We start from the raw sequence: 20,844 nt of genomic DNA, 5'->3' as shown, positions 1-20,844 counted from the left end.
GCAACAAATAAAGGCAAACTTTTTTATACCAGAGAACGAATGAAACTGAATAAGATTCCGCATACTTATACAATTATATCTGTTGTAATCCTGATATGTGCCGCCCTTTCCTGGATTATTCCTGCTGGTGAATACTCCCGGGAAATACGGGTGGTCAACGGTACGGAACGTACGGTTATTGTAGATAACTCCTTTCATGCAGTCGATCCCGCCCCGCAGAGTTGGCAGGTTTTCGGCGTGTTACTGGAAGGATTCGAGAAACAGGCAGGTATCATAGCTTTTCTGTTGATTATCGGAGGAGCTTTCCAGATTATGAACAGTAGCCGGGCAATCGATACCGGAATACTATCTTTTTTACGGAGTTCGCGTAAAGTGGAGAAATATGGGCTGTTTCGCATGGTCGGAGTGAATAATGTGGTGATATCCTTGATTATAATCCTGTTCAGTTTGTTCGGAGCCGTATTCGGCATGAGTGAGGAGACGCTTGCATTTGTTATAATTATTGTGCCGCTTGCCATTTCGATGGGATATGATTCTATTACGGGACTTTGTATGGTCTATGTGGCAGCACATGTGGGGTTTTCGGGAGCAATTTTGAATCCGTTTACAATTGGGATAGCACAGGGATTGTCGGACTTGCCGCTGTTTTCCGGTTTCGGTTACCGGTTGTTTTGTTGGGTGGTGCTCACTTCCATTCTGATCGTTATCGTTCTTCGTTATGCAGCTAGGGTGAAAAAGAACCCGAAATTGTCTCCTATGTATGAGGCGGATGCTTACTGGAGGGAGAAAGGTGAAGTTTCTTCCGAAGAGCTTCCGGAGGAAAAGACAACCCGTTCGGCCTGGATTGTCTACTTGTTATTATTACTTTCATTGATCGGCTTTTCGATATATTATCCTTCTACCACCTTTGAAGTCGGAGAGAGTGCTGTTAGTTTTCCGGCAGTACCAGTGTTTACCGCCCTTTTTGCTTTGACCGGCTGGTTGGGATTGCGCAAATCGAATCAGTTCTTTATTTTGAATCTGCTTGGTTATACCATTGTCTTTCTGGTAGTAGGTGTGATGGGGTATGGATGGTATCTGATGGAAATATCCGCAATCTTCCTGGCAATGGGACTTCTATCCGGATTTGCCAATAACGAGGGAGCTGACGGGATCATTAGCCAGTTTCTTACCGGAGCCAAAGATATGCTTTCGGCTGCCCTGGTAGTCGGGCTGGCAGGTGGAATTATCCAGATTTTGCAGGATGGGCATATTATCGATCCGATCCTGCATAGTATGGCGGCTTTGATGGGGGAGGCTGGAAAGATTGCTTCTCTGGGTGTTATGTATCTGATCCAGACAACGATCAATATTATTATTCCTTCCGGTTCGGCGAAGGCGGCATTGACTATGCCGATTATGGCACCATTCTCGGATGTGATCGGTATTTCCCGTCAGGCAACAGTGCTGGCGTTTCAGTTCGGTGACGGGTTTACCAATATGATCACACCTACTTCCGGTGTTTTGATGGGGGCGCTTGGTTTGGCTCGCATCCCTTATGAAATATGGGTGAAGTGGTTCTTCTGTATTCTTATACTGTTTATTTTGCTGGGAATGTTATTGTTAATTCCTACGGTTTTGATACCTTTGGATGGATTCTAATCACTTATTCTAAAATACTGCGATATGAAAAAAAGCTTTTTAGGGCTGTTAGCCTGCCTGGGCATGATGATTGCCTTACCGTGTTGCCAACCGTCGCCTGCCGAATGGAAATTAGTTTGGGAAGATAATTTCGACCAGGCTGATAGTTTTGATCCTGCCTCCTGGAGTAAGATTCCCCGGGGGACATCCGACTGGAATAATTATATGTCTGACTTCGATTCCTGTTATGCGATGCGTGACGGTAAGTTGGTATTGCGAGGACTGGTCAATTATAGCCTGCCGACCGATACGGCACCGTATGTGACCGGTGGCGTTTATACAAAAGATAAGGTCGGATTCAATAACGGCCGCCTCGAAATCCATGCCAAACTGAATGGAGCGACCGGTGCCTGGCCTGCTTTCTGGTTATTGCCGCAGGATGCCAAATGGCCCGGAGGTGGTGAGATCGATATCATGGAACGTCTGAATAATGATAGTATCGCTTATCAGACAGTCCATTCTCATTATACATTTAATCTGGGGATCAAAGACAATCCCAAACAAGGAAGTATCGGCGTTATCGACCCGAATGATTTCAATACCTACACGGTAGAAATGTATGCGGACAGCCTGGTGTTTTTTATCAATGATACCCGTACATTCGCTTATCCGCGGATTGAAACAGAAAAGGAAGGACAGTATCCGTTCAATGACAGTCAGTTCTATTTGTTATTGGATATGCAGCTTGGCGGAAGTTGGGTTGGTGCCGTTGATCCGGAAGACTTGCCGGTAGAAATGGAGATAGATTGGGTCCGTTTCTATCAAAAGCAGTGAAAATTTTTAGTTAATTATTTGGCGTAAGACAACAGTATTGTTGTATAAAAAGTTTACCTTTAGTGCGCAAATAATATTTAAATGTATAAAATTTTACTGTAATGATTGGATCAATTATTCAATTGGCATTGAGTGTACTGATGATTGTCAGTATGTGGAAGATTTTTGAAACTTTCGGCCAAAAGGGATGGGCTTGCATCATTCCGTTCTACAACATCATCGTGATGTTGCGTATTGTAAAATGGGAACCGGTTAAATTCTGGTTTTTCCTGATTCCTATTTATAACATTTATCTCTCCTTTCTGCTGTATAGAGATATAGCTGCAAAGTATGGTAAAGGTGACAATGCGTACGCTGTAGGTTTACTTTTGTTACCGTTTATTTTCTTCCCATTACTGGCGTTCAAAGAAACTCCGATTGCGGAAACTGTAGAGTAAAAAAGTATTTGAGGGTACAGAAAAGCCTTTCGTCTCGGATGAAAGGCTTTTTTTATATTCTTATATCTGTATAAAAGAATAAATCGCCGTTGTTAAATAAAACATCGTATCTTTGGCGTTTGTTATACGACTAAAGATACAATTGCTATGTTAGATATACAGTCTATCCGGAAAGATTTTCCAATACTGGAACATAAAATATACGATAAGCCGCTCATTTACTTCGATAACGGTGCTACTACGCAAAAGCCTCGCCAGGTAGTGGAAAAGATTGAAAGCGGTTATTATAATGTAAATGCCAACATTCACCGCGGGGTACATTTTTTGAGCCAGGCGGCAACCGAAGCACATGAAGATGCACGTAAAACCGTCCGGTCTTTCCTGAACGCACGTTCATCCAACGAGATCATTTTCACACGTGGTACAACAGAAGCGATCAACCTGATAGCTTCCAGTTTTACTGATGAATGTATGTCGGCAGGCGATGAAGTGATCGTTTCGGTAATGGAGCATCATTCCAATATCGTACCCTGGCAGATACAGGCGGCACGCAAAGGAATTGTATTGAAGGTCATTCCGATGAATGAAAAGGGAGAACTGGATATGGAAGCATTCCGTGGGTTATTCTCTGAACGTACGAGGTTGGTTTCCGTTACACATGTGTCGAATGTGCTGGGGACTATTAATCCGGTGAAAGAGATCATCGAAGAAGCACATAACCATGAAGTTCCGGTATTGATCGACGGGGCGCAGGCCGTTCCTCATCTGACAGTCGATGTGCAGGACCTGGATGCTGAGTTTTATGTTTTTTCCGGACATAAGGTGTATGGTCCGACAGGCATCGGTGTATTATACGGAAAAGAAGAATGGTTGGATAAATTACCTCCTTACCAGGGTGGTGGCGAGATGATTGCGACTGTCTCGTTCGAGAAGACTGTTTTTAATGAATTACCGTTTAAGTTCGAAGCCGGTACACCCGATTATATCGGTAGCACGGCGTTGGCAGAAGCCTTACGTTATGTGAATCGGCTGGGCATGCAGAATATTGCTGCTTATGAGGACGAGTTATTGCGGTATGCAACTGAAAAGTTGAACGATATAGATGGTATGCGTATTTTCGGTCAGGCGGATCATAAAGGAGCTGTCCTGTCTTTTTTGGTGGGAAATATTCATCATTATGATATGGGGATGTTGTTAGATCGTTTGGGGATCGCTGTCCGTACCGGGCATCATTGTGCACAGCCTTTGATGCAGGCATTGGGGATTGAAGGTACTGTACGTGCTTCGTTTTCTTTCTATAATACGAAAGAAGAAATTGATACTTTTGCCGCCGGGATAGAACGTGTTAGAAAAATGTTTTGATCAGTAGCTTATGTTGTATTATCTGAAAAAATATCCGATATCTCTGACAATCATTCTGGTTGTTATTTACTTGTCATTTTTCAAACCGCCTTCTGTGGAGATCGGAAAGATCCCGGGAATAGATAAGGTGGCCCATATCTGTATGTATGCCGGATTATCGGGAATGCTGTGGATTGAGTTTTTGCGTAATCACCGGAAATATGACGAGGTGTTATGGCATGCCTGGATAGGAGCCGTACTTTGTCCGGTCCTGATGAGTGGGGCGATCGAGTTGTTGCAGGAATATTGTACCTCTTACCGGGGTGGTGACTGGTTCGATTTTCTGGCAAACATAACAGGAGTAGCATTGGCTACCTTGTTCTCTTATTTCGTATTGCGTCCCTGGATGTTGAGAAAGAAGATAATAGAATGATAACAAACTTACATATCAGACTCTATGTTGTTACCTTATTTAGAAGCGAACCGGATAGAAGCCGGTTGTGATGAAGCGGGACGCGGATGTCTTGCCGGATCCGTTTTTGCTGCTGCGGTTATTCTGCCTCCTGATTTTAAAAACGATGATTTGAATGACAGTAAACAACTCAGTGAAAAGAAACGTTACGCCCTGCGTCCGATAATAGAACGGGAAGCAATTGCCTGGGCTGTAGGTATTGTGACTCCGGAGGAGATTGATAAAATAAATATACTGAAAGCTTCTTTCCTGGCTATGCATCGTGCCATCGACCAGTTGACGGTAAGACCGGAACATCTGCTGATAGACGGAAATCGTTTTACTCCCTATCGGGATATAAAACATACGACGGTTGTAAAGGGGGATGGGAAGTACCTGAGTATTGCTGCCGCTTCCATCCTGGCTAAAACATATCGTGACGATTATATGGATGAACTGGCTAAAGAATATCCGGATTACCATTGGACTGAAAATAAAGGTTATCCGACTAAAGCCCATCGCGAAGCGATCCGTGCAGTCGGTATCACTCCTTATCATCGTAAAACCTTCACATTATTACCGGAACAACTAACATTGGATTTTTAGACTTTTATCTTCATTCTTCATTTCTTGGTCTGTAGGCTTTGTTCGTTAACCTTTTTCTAGGTGAATGATTGGCTGTTCGGGTGGGCAGTCTGGATTTGTCGTTCAATGAAAAACACTTTTACTTTTCTTGGATATTTCTTTTTTACTTGACATAGTTCACATAGAACTATATCAATAATACGTCTGCAAATATAGTATTTTTTGCAAAAACAAGATTCTTTAACGCTAAAAGTAGCAAAATAACGCTATAATTTTATTCTTTTTATACGAATATACCCATTAATTCCTCCTCAAAACATTAGTTCTATGTGAACTGTGTTAATAATTCCACTAGTGTTGATATTTTGAAAAACTTAGTTTGAAGAAATATGCAGGTAAATCGATTCAATAATTTATTGTTGGATTGTCCTCTTTGGAAGCTAATAAGCTGTCGTTATTTATTTTAGAAAAGAAATGCTAATTTCTGCTGTAGATAAACGCTAAATAATTTCTATAAAAAGTCTAATTTTTGATTCAGGTCAGGTATGAGGAACAATAGCAGCTAGTAGAAGGGATAGAAGAAATATTTCTTTTTTAACCTAATCAGTGAATGGTTTTTTATTCAAGTTCTAATCATTAAATAATTAAGTTATGAATAATTGCACAAAGAAAGTTGCCTGCATGGCTATTCCTTTGTTTTGTCTTAATTTGACCATGGTGGCTGAAAACACTATTTCAGATTTTGATGTCCAGAAGGCTGTAGTAGTAGAGGCAGCTTCTGTTAATCAGAGTATCCGCAAAGTAACAGGTATTGTTAAAGACGAAAACGGAGAACCGGTAATTGGTGCCAGTGTTGTAGAAGTAGGCACGATGAATGGTATTATGACAGATATGGATGGTAAATTTGAACTGTCCATGAGTGCTAATGGCTCATTACAAATCTCTTATGTCGGTTTTGTTACCCAGACAATGAAACCGGGAAATAAAAATAATCTCCAGATCGTTTTACAGGAAGATAACCAAGCTTTGGATGAAGTTGTGGTTGTAGCTTTCGGTAAAAGTACAAAAGAAGCTTTCACCGGTTCTGCCGGTATAATGAAGGCAGACGATCTTCTGAAAGCACAGGTGTCGAATCCGGCTCAGGCTTTGGCCGGACGTGTTGCCGGTGTACAGTTGAGTAACGCTTCTTCACAGCCGGGTAGTTCGCCCTCTATTACTATCCGTGGTTTTGGTTCTATTTCTTCGGATACGGAGCCTTTAATCGTAGTGGACGGTATGCCTTTCGACGGTGACCTGAACCTGATCAACTCCAACGATATCGAGTCGATGACCGTATTGAAGGATGCTGCCTCGAATGCCTTGTATGGTGCCCGTGGAGCCAATGGTGTGATTATGATCACAACAAAGAAAGGTAAGAATGGAGACGCCAAAGTGTCTGTAGATGCTAAATGGGGAGCAAACTCCAATGGCCTTCAAAATTATAAGACAACAAATGCTCAGCAGTTTTATGAAACTTATTATAAAATGCTGTATAACTATTATATAACGGAAGCTGGTGGCGGTATGTCTGCTACTGATGCCCATGCATTGGCAAATCAACATCTGACAAATTCGTCAAGTGGTGTTGGTCCGGGATATATGGTTTATTCAGTTCCGGAGGGACAAGATTTTATCCAGCAGGGCGGAACAATGAATCCGGGAGCGACTATGGGAACTCTTTATAATTATAACGGTCAGAAACTTTGGCTGCAAGCCGACGATTGGGAAGAAATCGGATTGAAAAACGGTTTCCGTCAGGAATATAATGTCTCGGTATCCGGTGCCTCTGAACGTATTAATTATTATACCTCTGTGGGGTATCTGGATCAGGATGGTATCCAGGAAGGTTCATCGCAGAAACGTTTGACAGCACGTGCCAAACTGGACTATCAAGCGAAGAAATGGTTAAAAGTCGGTGCAAACTTCAATTATTCCAAGTACAATTACAGCCAGACATCTGAAGGTACGATCGGTACCGGAACGATTTGGAGTACAATCAAAACTCAGGCGCCTATTTATCCGGTTTATTTCCGTGATGAAAATAAGAATATCATGATCGATAAATGGGGAGAGAAAATGTATGACTTCGCACAAGCTTATGATCTGAGTCGTGCAGGAGGTGTTGGTGGTAACTGTATTTTTTCTAATAAATACCGATCGGATGAAACAACAGGTAACTCGTTTATTGCTAGTGGTTATGCAGATATAAATCTGACTAATGATTTGACATTCACATTTAATGCCAATGCCTATGATTACGACCGCCGTTATACCTATGCTACCAGTCCTTTTGTCGATTACTACACCAGTTCATCCGATAACGGTTATCTGTCAAAAGCATCTTACCGTACCTTTACTTATAATACACAACAGTTATTGAATTACAACAAACAATTTGGTAAGCATGATGTAGGTGCTATGATCGGTCATGAATACTATAATTACAAATATGAATCGTTGAGTGCCTCCGGGCGTAATTTCGGAATCGATAATACGCGCGAGTTAGCAACTCTTTTGAATCTGAATAATAATCCGTATTCTTATTCCAATTCTTATAATAACGAAGGTTATTTCTTCCGCGCCATGTATAACTATGATGCAAAGTATTTCGGTTCGGTGTCTTATCGCCGTGATGCTTCTTCACGCTTCGCAAAAGACCACCGTTGGGGTAACTTCTGGTCGGTCGGTGGTGCTTGGCTTATTTCGAAGGAAGCTTTCTTTAATGCACCTTGGGTGAATTCTTTGAAACTGAAAGCTTCTGTCGGCTCACAAGGTAACGACAATATCGGGGATTATTTATATGCCGATTCCTACAAAGTGGTAAATAATGACGACCAAGCTGCTTATCAATGGCGCCAGAAAGGCTCTAGTGATATTACTTGGGAAACTAATACGAACTGGAATGTGGGTGCCGAATTCGATCTTTTCGATGGACGTCTGAGTGGTAGCCTGGATTATTTCTACCGGAAGACCAGTGATATGTTGTTCTCGCTGAATACACCTCCTTCTATCGGTTATACCAGTTATTTCATTAATCTGGGTGACATGCGAAATGCCGGTCTCGAGTTAGTATTGCAGGGTACGTTGATTAGAAATAAAGATTTCAAGTGGGATGTTAATTTCAATATCTCTCATGTAAAGAATAAGGTACTGACCTTGCCGGATGCAATAAAAACGACAAAGGTAGACGGACATAACGGTTATGTTAACCTGGATAAATCGTTTGTTTCCAAATATAAATATTTCGTAGCCGAAGGGCTTTCTCTCTACACATGGTACTTACCTAAATTTGCCGGTCTGGATCCTGAAACGGGAGAATCATTGTTCTATAAAGATATCCTCGATGATGCAGGAAATGTAACCGGACAGGAGACAACTAAAGATTCGAGTCAGGCAACCGACTATCTGATTGGCGATGCTCTTCCGTCTTTCTATGGCGGTTTGGGAACATCTTTGACCTATCGTGGTTTCGACTTCTCCATCAATCTGAACTATCAGTTGGGTGGAAAGGCATACGATTATACTTATCAGACATTGATGCATACCAGTACAACTTCGTCTACAACATGGCATAAGGACATATTGAATGCCTGGTCTCCGGAGAATACAGGTTCAAATATTCCACGTTTGCAATTTGCTGAAAAGTATTCACAGAATCCTCGTTCAGACCGCTTTATTACTAATGCGAGCTATCTGAATGTACAGAATATCAACCTGGGATATACATTGCCCTCAAGCTTGACACAGAAGTATAATATCCAGAATATACGTGTTTACTTCTCCGGTGAAAACCTGTTTTACTTCTCGGCACGCCAGGGATTCGATCCTCGTTATACGTTGAAGGGATATAGTAATCCGGAACTCTATTCTCCGATACGTACTATCTCTGGTGGTATTTCATTGACATTCTAAACATTAAAAAGAAAACATCATGAAGAAATATAAGATTTTATTGGCTGCGGCGACTCTTGTGGGTTTTAGTAGCTGTATTGAAGAAACATTGCCGACAGAATATGTACTGAATGACCAGATCCAGGCATCGGAGTCGGCATTGCAAGGAATGGTTAACTCCATTTATACCTCGATGGGTGGATACAAGAATGAAGATGGTGGTATAGAAATGATTTCTTATGGTGGCATGCGTGCCATGCTGGAGCATAGTACGACCCAGTTTGTTTGCTCGGGAGCGAACGGTTATAACACAATGGGGGCCTATTGTTATGGAGCGATCAGTGCAACAGGTTCCAATCGCGGACTGTATCCTTCTTATCTCTACTATTCTTATATTAAGAATGTAAACGACATCATCGGTATGATTGATGTGAATGATCTGGATGATACCAAAAAGGGATATCTGGGAGTTAGTTACGCTTATCGTGCTCTTTATTATCTGGACTTGGTTCAGATAATGGAATATAAGAAACCTACTGACAGCCGTTACAGCTATGTAACTCCGGAGAACGATCTTACTAATCTGGGGGTACCTATTGTAACGGAGAAGACGACATCTGAAGAGGCTTCCAACAATCCGCGTGCAACGGTAGATGCTGTTTATGACCTGATTCTGAGCGATCTTCAACAGGCGGAAACTTATCTGGACGGCTATACCCGTACGGATAAAACCCAGCCTAACCTGGCCGCTGTGTATGGTTTGTATGCCCGTACGTATGCCAACCTGGCTTCTCGTGTAAAAATATCGGCAACCTATAAGGATGAAGCTTCCTACTGGCAAAAATCCGGTGAATATGCGGATAAGGCAATTTCTGTAGCCGGTTGTACCCCGCTGACGGAGGCAGAATGGACCGATCCGGTAAACGGATTCAATAACCGTAACTCTCAGAATTCATGGATGTGGGCAACTTCTATTTCTGAAGGTAATACTACGGCTGCCACGGGAAATAATGAATCGTTCTCTTTTGCGATGATCTTCGGAACAGAAACGACTTTTAGTGTGTATGGCTGGCGTGTCGGCCGTTCGCTCGATCGTAAATGGTACGAACGTCTTTCGGATAACGACTTCCGTAAGAAATCATGGTTGGATCCTAGCTTCTTCTATGAATCGAAGAATCAGAAAGAAGGAGAGCCGTATCTGGTGGAAAGAGATGCTGATGGTAAGTTTATCAATAATAAGTGGTCGGTAAATGACGTAAGTACAAGTACGACCCAGAGTGACTGGAATGACGACTATTCCGGATTCGGACCTGATAAGTATCAGTATAAGTATAACAGTTCTGCGTCCTGGATCCGTTCACGTATAAATTCGTCTAATGGGTTCCTGTCATGGCCGTGGTTATATGTTAATATGAAGTTCCGTCCGCATAACGGCGATTACCGGACTCATACGGTTGGTGGTGCAGTCGATTATCCGATCATGCGTATTGAAGAAATGTATTTCCTAAAAGCGGAAGCTGCTCTTCATACATCGGGTGTTCCGGCAGCTGCTACAATTTTGGAAGAAATTGTGAAGACACGTAATTCTACCTATACCTGTACGGCAACGACTACTGATGCATTCCTGGATGAATATGTATTTCAAAAAGGTATTGAGTTCTGGGGTGAAGGTATCAACTATTTTGATGCTAAGCGTCTGGAAGTAGGTATCCATCGTGCTTATAAAGGAACGAACTGTGAACGTTATCAGCATTGTATTGATATGGACGGCGTATATGTTGGCTGGACTCCGGGCTGGAACCAGGCAGAGTTGAATGCTAATCCTGCTATTTATCATTATAATAATCCGTATACAAATCCGACGACCTATTATGTCTATAAGTCTAATGATGAGATAAAGCCGTATTATGGTACTGAAATCACCGAGTAATCGGAATTGATTGAAATAGAAAAGGGTATGTCGATTTTCGGCATACCTTTTTTTATTTCTGAAAAGAAGATTCACTTATCCTTGGTTGTAAAAGTACAGGAAGTAAAGTAAAAAGAGGTACCGGATACCTGGGTTTAGAGTAGTTGGAATAAATATTTTTGTTGGGTTTTCTCTTATGACCGGAGTTCACGTAGGACTCCAGCAATTAAAGGATGAGACGAAGTCTTTTAATACATAAATTGGCAACAATATGTTTTTTTTATTTATTTTTTATACTAAACCGCGCTCGTTTTATAAAAAATAGTATATTTGTATACTGATATTTAGATAGAGTCCTACGTGAACTATGCTCAAAATATCTATTACACTAATGAATACAGGTTTAAGAAGTTAGGAGAAATTGTGGATAACAAACAGTCTGATTTGTCAGATTGTGCTTTTGGGCAGGCTATGAAATATAGCCTTTGTGGTCTTTTTTTATAGTAAAAACCATTAATTAATTTTTAACATGACGACAAACACTAAATGGATGAAGTTACATGCATCGGCAATATTCGCCATACCCGTATGCATATATGCTTAGTATCTTCTCTTCGTATTTGATTTATGAGTTATAATCACTAATTATTTAAGTTATGAATTACACTAAGAAAGTCATTTTTGTACCTATGGCTTTATTTTGTCTGGGGTTGCCGTTGGCTGCCGAGAGTAATGTCTCTGCAAAACAGGCAATGACAGAATTAAGTGCAAATGGTAGCCATTCCGCAATTGCGGTGTATGGAGCAACATCGACGGCTCAGAATACCCGTAGAGTAACAGGGGTAGTGAAAGACGAAAACGGTGAACCGGTGATCGGCGCCAGTGTTGTTGAGGTAGGTACTACCAACGGTATCATGACAGATCTCGACGGTAAGTTCGAGTTATCTATCCCGTCAGGCAGTTCGCTGCAAATCTCTTATGTGGGTTATGTTACCCAGACTATCCGGCCGGGGAACCGGAACAATATCCAGGTCGTATTACAGGAAGACAGCCAGGCACTGGATGAAGTTGTAGTGGTTGCTTTCGGTAAAAGTACAAAAGAAGCCTTTACCGGTTCTGCCGGTATAATGAAGGCGGACGATCTTTTGAAAGCACAGGTAAGTAACCCAGCCCAGGCATTAGCCGGACGTGTTGCCGGTGTTCAGTTGAGCAACGCTTCTTCACAGCCGGGTAGTTCGCCCTCTATAACTATCCGTGGTTTCGGTTCTATTTCTTCGGATACGGAACCGCTGATCGTAGTGGACGGTATGCCTTTCGACGGTGATCTGAACCTGATCAACTCCAACGATATCGAGTCGATGACTGTCTTGAAAGATGCTGCTTCCAACGCGCTGTATGGTGCCCGTGGTGCCAACGGTGTGATCATGATCACGACAAAGAAAGGAAAGAGCGGAGAAGCCAAAGTGTCTGTCGATGCTAAATGGGGATCTAACTCCAATGGTCTTCGGAACTATAAGACGACGAATTCCCAGCAGTTCTACGAAACATATTACAAGATGTTGTATAACTATTATATAACAGAAGGCGGTGGAGGTATGTCGGCTACCGATGCTCATGCTCTGGCAAACCAGCATCTGACCAGCTCTTCCAGTGGGGTAGGCCCGGGTTATATGGTCTATACCGTTCCCGACGGACAGGATTTCATTCAACAGGGGGGAACCATGAACCCGGGAGCGACTATGGGGTCTCTTTATAACTATAACGGACAGAAATTTTGGTTGCAGGCCGACGACTGGGAGGATATCGGTTTACAGAACGGTTTCCGCCAGGAATATAACGTGTCGGTTTCCGGTGCTTCCGAACGTGTTAATTATTATACCTCTGTCGGTTATCTGGATCAGGATGGTATCCAGGAAGGTTCCACGCAGAAACGTTTGACGGCGCGTGCAAAACTGGATTACCAGGCAAAGACATGGCTGAAAGTCGGTGCGAATTTCAACTACTCCAAATATGATTACAGCAAGACATCCGAAGGTACGATCGGTACCGGTACCATCTGGAGCACGATAAAGACCCAGGCTCCTGTCTATCCTATTTATTTCCGTGATGAAAACAAGAACATCATGGTCGATAAATGGGGAGAGAATATGTATGACTTCGCTCAGGCCTACGACTTGAACCGTGCAGGTGGTGTGGGTGGCAACTGTATCTTCAATAACAAGTATAATGTAAATGAAACAACCGGTAACTCGTTTATCGCCAGTGGTTATGTAGATGTAAATCTGACCAAGGACCTGACATTCACGTTCAATGCCAATGCGTATGATTACGACCGGCGTTATACGGAGGCAAAAAGTCCTTTTGTCGATTATTACACCAGTTCGTCCGATAACGGTACCCTCTATAAGGCCTCTTACCGTACTTTTACTTATAATACGCAACAGTTGCTGAATTACGGCAAACAGTTCGGCAAGCATGACGTGAGCGCGATGGTCGGTCATGAATATTACAATTACAAATATGAGTCACTGAGCGCTTCCGGACGTAATTTCGGGATCGATAACTCATGGGAACTGGCGACACTTCTGAATCTGAACAATACTCCGAATTCTTATTCCAATACGTATAATAACGAAGGGTATTTCTTCCGTGCGATGTACAACTACGATGCAAAATATTTCGGTTCGGTCTCTTACCGTCGTGATGCTTCTTCCCGTTTCGCGAAAGATCACCGCTGGGGTAACTTCTGGTCGGTCGGCGGTGCCTGGCTTATCTCGAAGGAGTCGTTCTTCAATGTGCCTTGGGTGAATTCTTTGAAACTGAAGGCTTCTGTCGGCTCACAGGGTAACGACAATATCGGCGATTATTTGTATGCCGACTCTTATACGGTAGTGAACAACGATGACCAGCCTGCTTTCCAATGGCGTCAGAAAGGCTCCGGCGATATCACCTGGGAAACCAATACAAACTGGAACGTGGGTACCGAATTCGACCTGTTCAACGGACGCCTAAGCGGTAGCCTCGATTATTTCTACCGGAAAACCAGTGATATGCTCTTCTCCCTGAATACACCTCCTTCTATCGGTTACACCAGTTATTTCATTAACATGGGGGATATGCGTAATGCTGGTCTTGAGTTGGTATTGCAAGGCACGCTGATCCGGAATAAGGACTTCAAGTGGGATGTTAATTTCAATATCTCCCATGTGAAGAACAAAGTACTGACTTTACCGGATGAAATCAAGACAACCAAGGTAGACGGTCATGACGGTTACGTCAACCTGGATAAGTCGTTCGTATCCAAATACAAATATTTCGTGGCTGAAGGCCTTTCACTCTACACATGGTACTTACCTAAGTTTGCCGGTCTGGATCCTGAAACAGGAGAATCCTTGTTCCATAAAGATATCCTCGACGATGCAGGAAATGTGACGGGACAAGAAATGACCAAGGATGTCAACCAGGCTACCGATTACCTGATCGGCGATGCGCTTCCGGCTTTCTATGGTGGTTTGGGTACATCTTTGAGCTATCGCGGTTTCGATTTCTCCATCAACCTGAACTATCAGTTGGGAGGTAAGGCATACGATTATACCTACTCGACATTGATGCACACCAGTACAGCCACTTCTTCAACCTGGCATACAGACATGCTGAATGCCTGGTCGCCGGAGAATAGAGGTTCAAGTGTTCCACGTTTGCAGTTTGCAGAAACATATTCGCAGAATTCGCGTTCAGACCGTTTCATCACCAATGCAAGCTACCTGAACATCCAGAACATCAATCTGGGCTATACATTGCCATCCAGTTTGACACAACAGTATAAAATACAGAACATACGTGTTTACTTCTCGGGTGAAAACCTGTTCTACTTCTCGGCACGCCAGGGATTCGACCCTCGCTATACGTTGAAAGGATATACTAACCCGGAACTTTATTCTCCGATACGTACTATCTCGGGCGGTATTTCATTGACATTCTAAACACTAAAAAGAAAACATCATGAAGAAATATAAGATTTTATTGGCTGCAGCGGCTCTTTTGGGCTTAAGTAGCTGTATTGAAGAAACATTGCCGACTGAATACGTGCTGAATGACCAGATACAGGCGTCGGAATCGGCATTGCAGGGAATGGTAAACTCTATTTATACCTCGATGGGAGGATATATAAATGAAGACGGCGGTATAGAAATGATCTCCTACGCCAGTATGCGTGCCATGCTGGAACATAGTACAGGCCAGTTTGTTTGTTCCGGCAGTAACGGTTATAACACGATGGGTGCCTATTGTTATGGGGCAATAAGTGCTACCGGATCTAACCGTGGACTGTACCCTTCTTACCTGTATTATTCTTACATCAAGAATGTAAACGACATCATCGGCATGATCGATGTGAACGATATGGATGATACGAAGAAGTCTTATCTGGGAATCAGTTATGCCTACCGTGCCCTTTATTATCTCGACCTGGTACAGATCATGGAATATAAGAAACCTACGGATAGCCGCTACAACTATGTGGCGCCTGAAAACGACCTGACCAACCTGGGCGTGCCTATCGTAACGGAAAAGACCACATCAGAAGAGGCTTCCAGCAACCCGCGTGCGACGGTGGATGCAGCCTATGATTTGATATTGAGCGACTTGCAGCAGGCTGAAACCTATCTCGAAGGATATACCCGCACCGATAAAACCCAGCCTAACCTGGCGGCTGTCTATGGTTTGTATGCCCGTACATATGCTAACCTGGCTTCCCGTGTGAAAACATCAGCTTCCTATAAGGATGAAGCCTCTTACTGGCAGAAATCCGGCGAATATGCGGACAGGGCTATTTCTGTAGCCGGTTGTACTCCGTTGACGGAAAGTGAATGGACGGATCCGGTGAACGGCTTCAACAACCGTAACTCGCAGAACTCATGGATGTGGGCAACTTCCATTTCGGAAGGTAACACCACTGCTGCTACCGGCAATAATCAGTCATTCTCTTTCGCCATGATCTTCGGGACAGAGACGACCTTCAGTGTGTATGGTTGGCGTGTCGGTCGTTCGCTCGACCGTAAATGGTACGAACGTCTTTCAGACAACGACTTCCGCAAGAAATCGTGGCTGGCTCCTAACTTCTTCTACGAGTCGAAGAACCAGAAAGAAGGTGAGCCGTATCTGGTGGAAAGAAGTGCAGACGGCAAGTTCGTCAACAATAAATGGTCGGTCAACGACATAAGCACAAGTACGACCCAGAGTGACTGGAATGACGACTATTCCGGATTCGGACCTGATAAGTATCAATATAAGTATAACAGTTCTGCGTCGTGGATTCGTTCACGTATTAATTCATCCAACGGTTACCAGTCATGGCCATGGTTGTACGTCAATATGAAGTTCCGTCCGCACAACGGTGATTACCGGACACACTCGATCGGTGGTGCCGTCGATTGCCCGATCATGCGTATTGAAGAAATGTATTTCCTGAAAGCCGAAGCGGCACTTCATACATCGGGTGTACCGGCAGCAGCGGCCATTTTGGAGGATATCGTGAAGACCCGTAACCCGTCTTATACCTGCACGGCAACGACTGCCGATGCGCTTCTGGATGAGTATGTTTTCCAGAAAGGTGTCGAGTTCTGGGGTGAAGGCGTCAACTACTTTGACGCTAAGCGTTTGGAACTGGGTATCCACCGTGCTTATAAAGGAACGAACTGCGAACGTTACCAGCATTGTCTCGACATGGACGGTGTATTTGTCGGTTGGACTCCGGGTTGGAATCAGGCAGAGCTGAATGCCAATCCTGCCATTTTCCATTACAATAATCCGTATACGAATCCGACGACTTATTACGTATATAAGTCAAACGATGATTTCAGACCGTATTATGGAACTGAGATAACCGAATAAGAGCCTGTCCTGACGGGTTTGTCCCGGGATGACAGAACTTCTATACAATAAAAGTTTTCGTAAATAAATCATTCATTCCTTCATCTATATGACTAATCGCTTGATTGTGGTTATTCTATGGATGAAGGAATATTATATATATGAAGGATTTTTCTTGTGTTTTATATTTTTTAGCCTATTCTATTTTAGTACATAGCCAGTGACTCCTTAGGTCAATTATCCTTTCTTCTTTTCTGTTTGTCAATTATCGAACGTTTGTTTGTCAGATGTCAAACGCTTGTTCGATAGCTGTGATATAAGCGTTTGACATCTGACAAACAAGAGAGGAGGGCTAATGTTTTAGATAACAGGTAGTTATGAGGTCTGTTATTGCTTATTACCTAAGCTTCACTTCTTGCCTGAAGAATTAAACCTAAACAGACATCAATATCTGGAAGGATAATGATGTATTAATTCGAAAAGAAGACTGTTTCCTTCATTACACTAAAAATCCTTCATCTGTAAATAACCAATAATTAGTTAGTTATATTACAGATGAAGGAATGAAGGACTTGTTTCTGAAAACTTTTGTTGAAATGCTTTTATAAATTATCCTTGTTCTTTTGTCCGGAAAGCCAACGCATACATACGCATCTGTTTGACCATAGCCACCAAACCGTTTGAGCGAGTAGGGGAAAGATGTTCTTTCAAACCGATCTTATCTATGAAATAGAGGTCGGTGTCCAGTATCTCCTGCGGTGTATGGTCCGACATGATATTGATCAGCAGCGAAACGATACCTTTCACGATCACTGCATCACTTTCACCTTTGAATATAATTTTACCGTCTTTATAGTCCGCCTGCAGCCATACACGGCTCTGGCAACCTTCGATCAGGTTACTTTCTGTTTTATACTTTTCTTCCAGCGGGGGAAGGGAGTTGCCTAAGTCGATCAGCAACGCATACTTGTCCATCCAGTCGTCGAAGGCTGAGAACTCTTCAATAACATTGTCCTGAAGTTCGTTGATAGTCATCGTTCGTATTATTTCTTTTGTCGGTTATATATTACTTCCAGAACCGTTTGCCCTACAGCTTTGAGGGTTTCGCGGTCGATATTGTCCATATTGTCTTTCTGTGTGTGCCAGTACCATCCGAAGCCATCCTCACTGTAATTGATAATGTCGAGGCATGGAATATTACGCCCTTCGATTACAAATTCGTGGTCATCGGTGACACCTCCGCCGTTCGCATTGATGAAATACTTTCCGTATCCCAGGTTACGCGCAGTATTCCATACTTCATCGACATAGCGTGCTGCATAACGCATGGAGGTCATTTCTTTATAGAATACGGCATTCTTCGATCCTACCATATCCAGCAGGATACCGAATTCTGCTTTGTAATTGGGTATGTGCGGATTCTTTGCCCAGAACTGCGAACCCAGGCACCAGGTCGTACTGGTCGGTTCATTGTATTTGTTTCTGCTGAATTCAGGTACGCCGTAATCTTCCGCATCAAAGAAGATGATATCGACACCGATACCGGGATTGGTTATACTGAGCTGGCGGGCGATCTCCAATAAAACACCGACACCGCTGCCTCCGTCGTCGGCACCGTCTATCGGCTTATGATGGTTGGCGGGATCAGGATCTTCATCTGAATAAGGACGGGAATCCCAATGGGCGAACAACAGGATGCGCTTGTCGCTATCCGGGTTATAGGAGCCGATAATATTTTTAGCTTCCAGTCCCGTATTGTCATAAGCAGTGAGGGTTGCTTCCTGCTCATATACCTTTGCTCCGAAACGTCTCAGTTCGGAAGCCAGGTAATTGCCACAATCTTTATGGGCCTGGGTGTTAGGTACACGCGGACCGAATTTAACCTGGTTCTCTACGTATGTGTAGGCACTGTCGGCATCGAATGTCGGCGTATTTGTTTGAGGTACTGCCTGGCTCACCGTTGTATTCTCTTTTTGTTGGTTTTTGGCCTGACTGCATGCTGCTAATGAACATGCCAGCAGGGCGATATACAGAATGTGCATCATCTCTGTTTTTGTTTTTTGTTTATCCATTATAGGCTGACTGCACACGTGACATGACACGCAGCAGATTGCCTCCCCATATCTTTGCTATATCATTTTCACTGTATCCGTCTTTCAGAAGGCGTACGGTGATGTTAATCAGTTCATTACTAGCCCGGCATCCGATCAGTTCGCCGTCGCCGTCGAAATCGGAACCGATGCCTACATGATCGATGCCGATCAGGTCCACGATGTGATTGATGTGGCGTACGGCATCGGTGAGCGATGCTTTTTCAGCATTTTCATTGATAAATCCCTTATAAAGGCAGACCTGTACGACACCCTGTTTGGCGGCCAATGCTTTCAACTGGTCGTCGGTCAGGTTACGCGGATGGTCGCATAAAGCACGTGCCGAAGAATGCGAAGCGATGATCGGCTGTGTGCTTATTTCCAGTGCGTCATAGAATGTGCTTTCTGCAGCATGCGATACGTCTACCAGAATACCCAGCCGGTTCATTTCGGCAATCACTTCTTTTCCGAACGGGCTAAGGCCGCCCCATTCGGCTTCTCCGCGTGCAGAGTCGCAGATATCGTTGCTACCATTGTGGCAGAGCGTGATATAGCTGACACCCAGTTCTTTGAAACGGGCTATATTCCTGATATCTTTACCGATGGCATAACCGTTTTCCACACCCAGCATGATTGCTTTCTTGCCGGCAGCTTTCGTTACCCATACTTCCTGAGGGGTATGGGCGATGTTCATTCTGCCGCGGTTTATTTCCATCTGGCGATGTATCTCGTTCAATCGGTTCATGGCAAACGCCGTTGCCTGTTGCAATGATGCGTCATCCCGTTTTCCCTGAGGGATATAAGCAACCATGATGGCTGCATCTACCATGCCTTCCTCCATAAGCGGAAGATTCACTTTACCGCCCTCTTTCTGGCCGATATTGAACTGGCCGGGGAAGATCATCGGTGTGTCGGTGTGGGAGTCGAGTATAACATTCCGGCTGTGGATACGTTTGGCTTCTTTGAACAGACGTGCCGCTTCTACATGATGCCTGAATAATTCGAGCATCAACTTGTCGCCATTGGATGCCATTGCTTCGGGATGCCATTGAATACTGAATATCTCTCTTTCGGGATGTTCCATCGCCTCGTTGATGCCATCGGGAGCAACGGCTGTTTCCTTGAATTCGGGAGCAACCTCTTTGACTGCCTGGTGGTGTACCGAGTTGACCAGTACATCCGGTTCCTTTTTCAGTATTTCAAAAAGACGGGAAGAGGTATCGGAGATACGGACGGAATGTGAAGCCTGTTCACGGGGCATTGCCTGACTGTGTTTGAATACGCCGCCTGTATGTTGCGAATAAATATCCTGATAGACGGAGCCGCCGAATGCCACATTGATAAGCTGGTGCCCGCGACAGATACCCATGACAGGCAACTGGCGATTGGTAGCCAACCGGAGCAGGATCAGGTCGAACTCATCGCGGAAGGTATCCACATCCTGTAACTGCGGTATCGGTTCTTCTCCGATATAGAGCGGATTGATATCTCCACCGCCACTCATCAGTAATCCGTCCAGGCCGGAAACAATCGCTGTGAGAGCTTCCAGGTCGGTTATAACCGGGATCAGCACCGGAGCACCCCCAGCCATCAGAACAGACTGTACATAAGTCTCGGCTATACAGGAAAGTCCGTCTTTCCGGTTTGAAGATATTCCTATGCGGGGGGGCTGAAGTTTTTCTTTTTTCGGATTGAAATTGTCAACTTCCCTGAATAAGGCTTCTAAACTCGGACGGCGGACTTGATTATTCATAACAAAACTATTTTAGTTGATAG

13 protein-coding genes are annotated in these 20,844 nt (G+C 43.7%); 10 read left to right on the top strand and 3 right to left on the bottom strand.

Annotated features, from left to right (window positions below; genetic code table 11):
• Positions 1 to 39: 39 nt before the first annotated feature.
• From DWX23_RS05105 to DWX23_RS05060, 10 genes are all read left to right on the top strand, one after another.
• Entirely contained in the window at positions 40 to 1,641 is a 1,602-nt protein-coding gene (locus DWX23_RS05105; RefSeq protein WP_122373670.1) for a YfcC family protein, read from the top strand.
• Between the two features lie 24 nt (positions 1,642 to 1,665).
• The gene (locus tag DWX23_RS05100) at positions 1,666 to 2,454 is read left to right on the top strand and encodes a glycoside hydrolase family 16 protein (protein ID WP_122373669.1); all 789 of its coding nucleotides are present in this window, start codon (positions 1,666 to 1,668) and stop codon (positions 2,452 to 2,454) included.
• Between the two features lie 101 nt (positions 2,455 to 2,555).
• Positions 2,556 to 2,891, top strand: coding sequence for a DUF5684 domain-containing protein (locus DWX23_RS05095; protein WP_122356481.1), 336 nt, complete (start codon positions 2,556 to 2,558; stop codon positions 2,889 to 2,891).
• A gap of 147 nt (positions 2,892 to 3,038) precedes the next feature.
• Entirely contained in the window at positions 3,039 to 4,253 is a 1,215-nt protein-coding gene (locus DWX23_RS05090; protein ID WP_122373668.1) for an aminotransferase class V-fold PLP-dependent enzyme, read from the top strand.
• 10 nt (positions 4,254 to 4,263) lie between these two features.
• Entirely contained in the window at positions 4,264 to 4,665 is a 402-nt protein-coding gene (locus DWX23_RS05085; protein WP_122373667.1) for a VanZ family protein, read from the top strand.
• 24 nt (positions 4,666 to 4,689) lie between these two features.
• Positions 4,690 to 5,289: a ribonuclease HII gene (locus tag DWX23_RS05080; protein ID WP_122356529.1), complete on the top strand. Its 600-nt coding sequence runs from the start codon at positions 4,690 to 4,692 to the stop codon at positions 5,287 to 5,289.
• A gap of 630 nt (positions 5,290 to 5,919) precedes the next feature.
• A complete protein-coding gene (locus DWX23_RS05075; protein WP_122373666.1) occupies positions 5,920 to 9,219 on the top strand; it encodes a TonB-dependent receptor in 3,300 nt (1,099 codons plus the stop codon).
• Positions 9,220 to 9,238: 19 nt separating this feature from the next.
• Positions 9,239 to 11,128, top strand: a complete 1,890-nt coding sequence (locus DWX23_RS05070; RefSeq protein WP_122373665.1) for a RagB/SusD family nutrient uptake outer membrane protein — start codon at positions 9,239 to 9,241, stop codon at positions 11,126 to 11,128.
• A gap of 635 nt (positions 11,129 to 11,763) precedes the next feature.
• Positions 11,764 to 15,090, top strand: coding sequence for a TonB-dependent receptor (locus tag DWX23_RS05065; RefSeq protein ID WP_122373664.1), 3,327 nt, complete (start codon positions 11,764 to 11,766; stop codon positions 15,088 to 15,090).
• A 19-nt stretch (positions 15,091 to 15,109) separates the two neighbouring features.
• A complete protein-coding gene (locus DWX23_RS05060) occupies positions 15,110 to 16,999 on the top strand; it encodes a RagB/SusD family nutrient uptake outer membrane protein (protein ID WP_122373663.1) in 1,890 nt (629 codons plus the stop codon).
• 588 nt (positions 17,000 to 17,587) lie between these two features.
• Here DWX23_RS05060 and DWX23_RS05055 read toward each other — a convergent pair.
• From DWX23_RS05055 to DWX23_RS05045, 3 genes are read right to left on the bottom strand one after another with little or no spacing between them, the layout of a single operon-like run.
• Entirely contained in the window at positions 17,588 to 18,013 is a 426-nt protein-coding gene (locus DWX23_RS05055) for a SufE family protein (protein ID WP_122373662.1), read from the bottom strand.
• A gap of 8 nt (positions 18,014 to 18,021) precedes the next feature.
• Positions 18,022 to 19,023: a M28 family peptidase gene (locus tag DWX23_RS05050; RefSeq protein WP_370450058.1), complete on the bottom strand. Its 1,002-nt coding sequence runs from the start codon at positions 19,021 to 19,023 to the stop codon at positions 18,022 to 18,024.
• 19 nt (positions 19,024 to 19,042) lie between these two features.
• Complete coding sequence (locus tag DWX23_RS05045; RefSeq protein ID WP_122373661.1) at positions 19,043 to 20,821, bottom strand: gamma-glutamyl-gamma-aminobutyrate hydrolase family protein; 1,779 nt, start codon at positions 20,819 to 20,821, stop codon at positions 19,043 to 19,045.
• Positions 20,822 to 20,844 lie beyond the last annotated feature (23 nt).

The organism is Parabacteroides sp. AF18-52 (assembly GCF_003479145.1).
GTDB lineage: Bacteria > Bacteroidota > Bacteroidia > Bacteroidales > Tannerellaceae > Parabacteroides > Parabacteroides faecis.
Note: the sequence above shows the minus strand (reverse complement) of the source record. Positions and strands in the feature narration are given on the sequence as shown.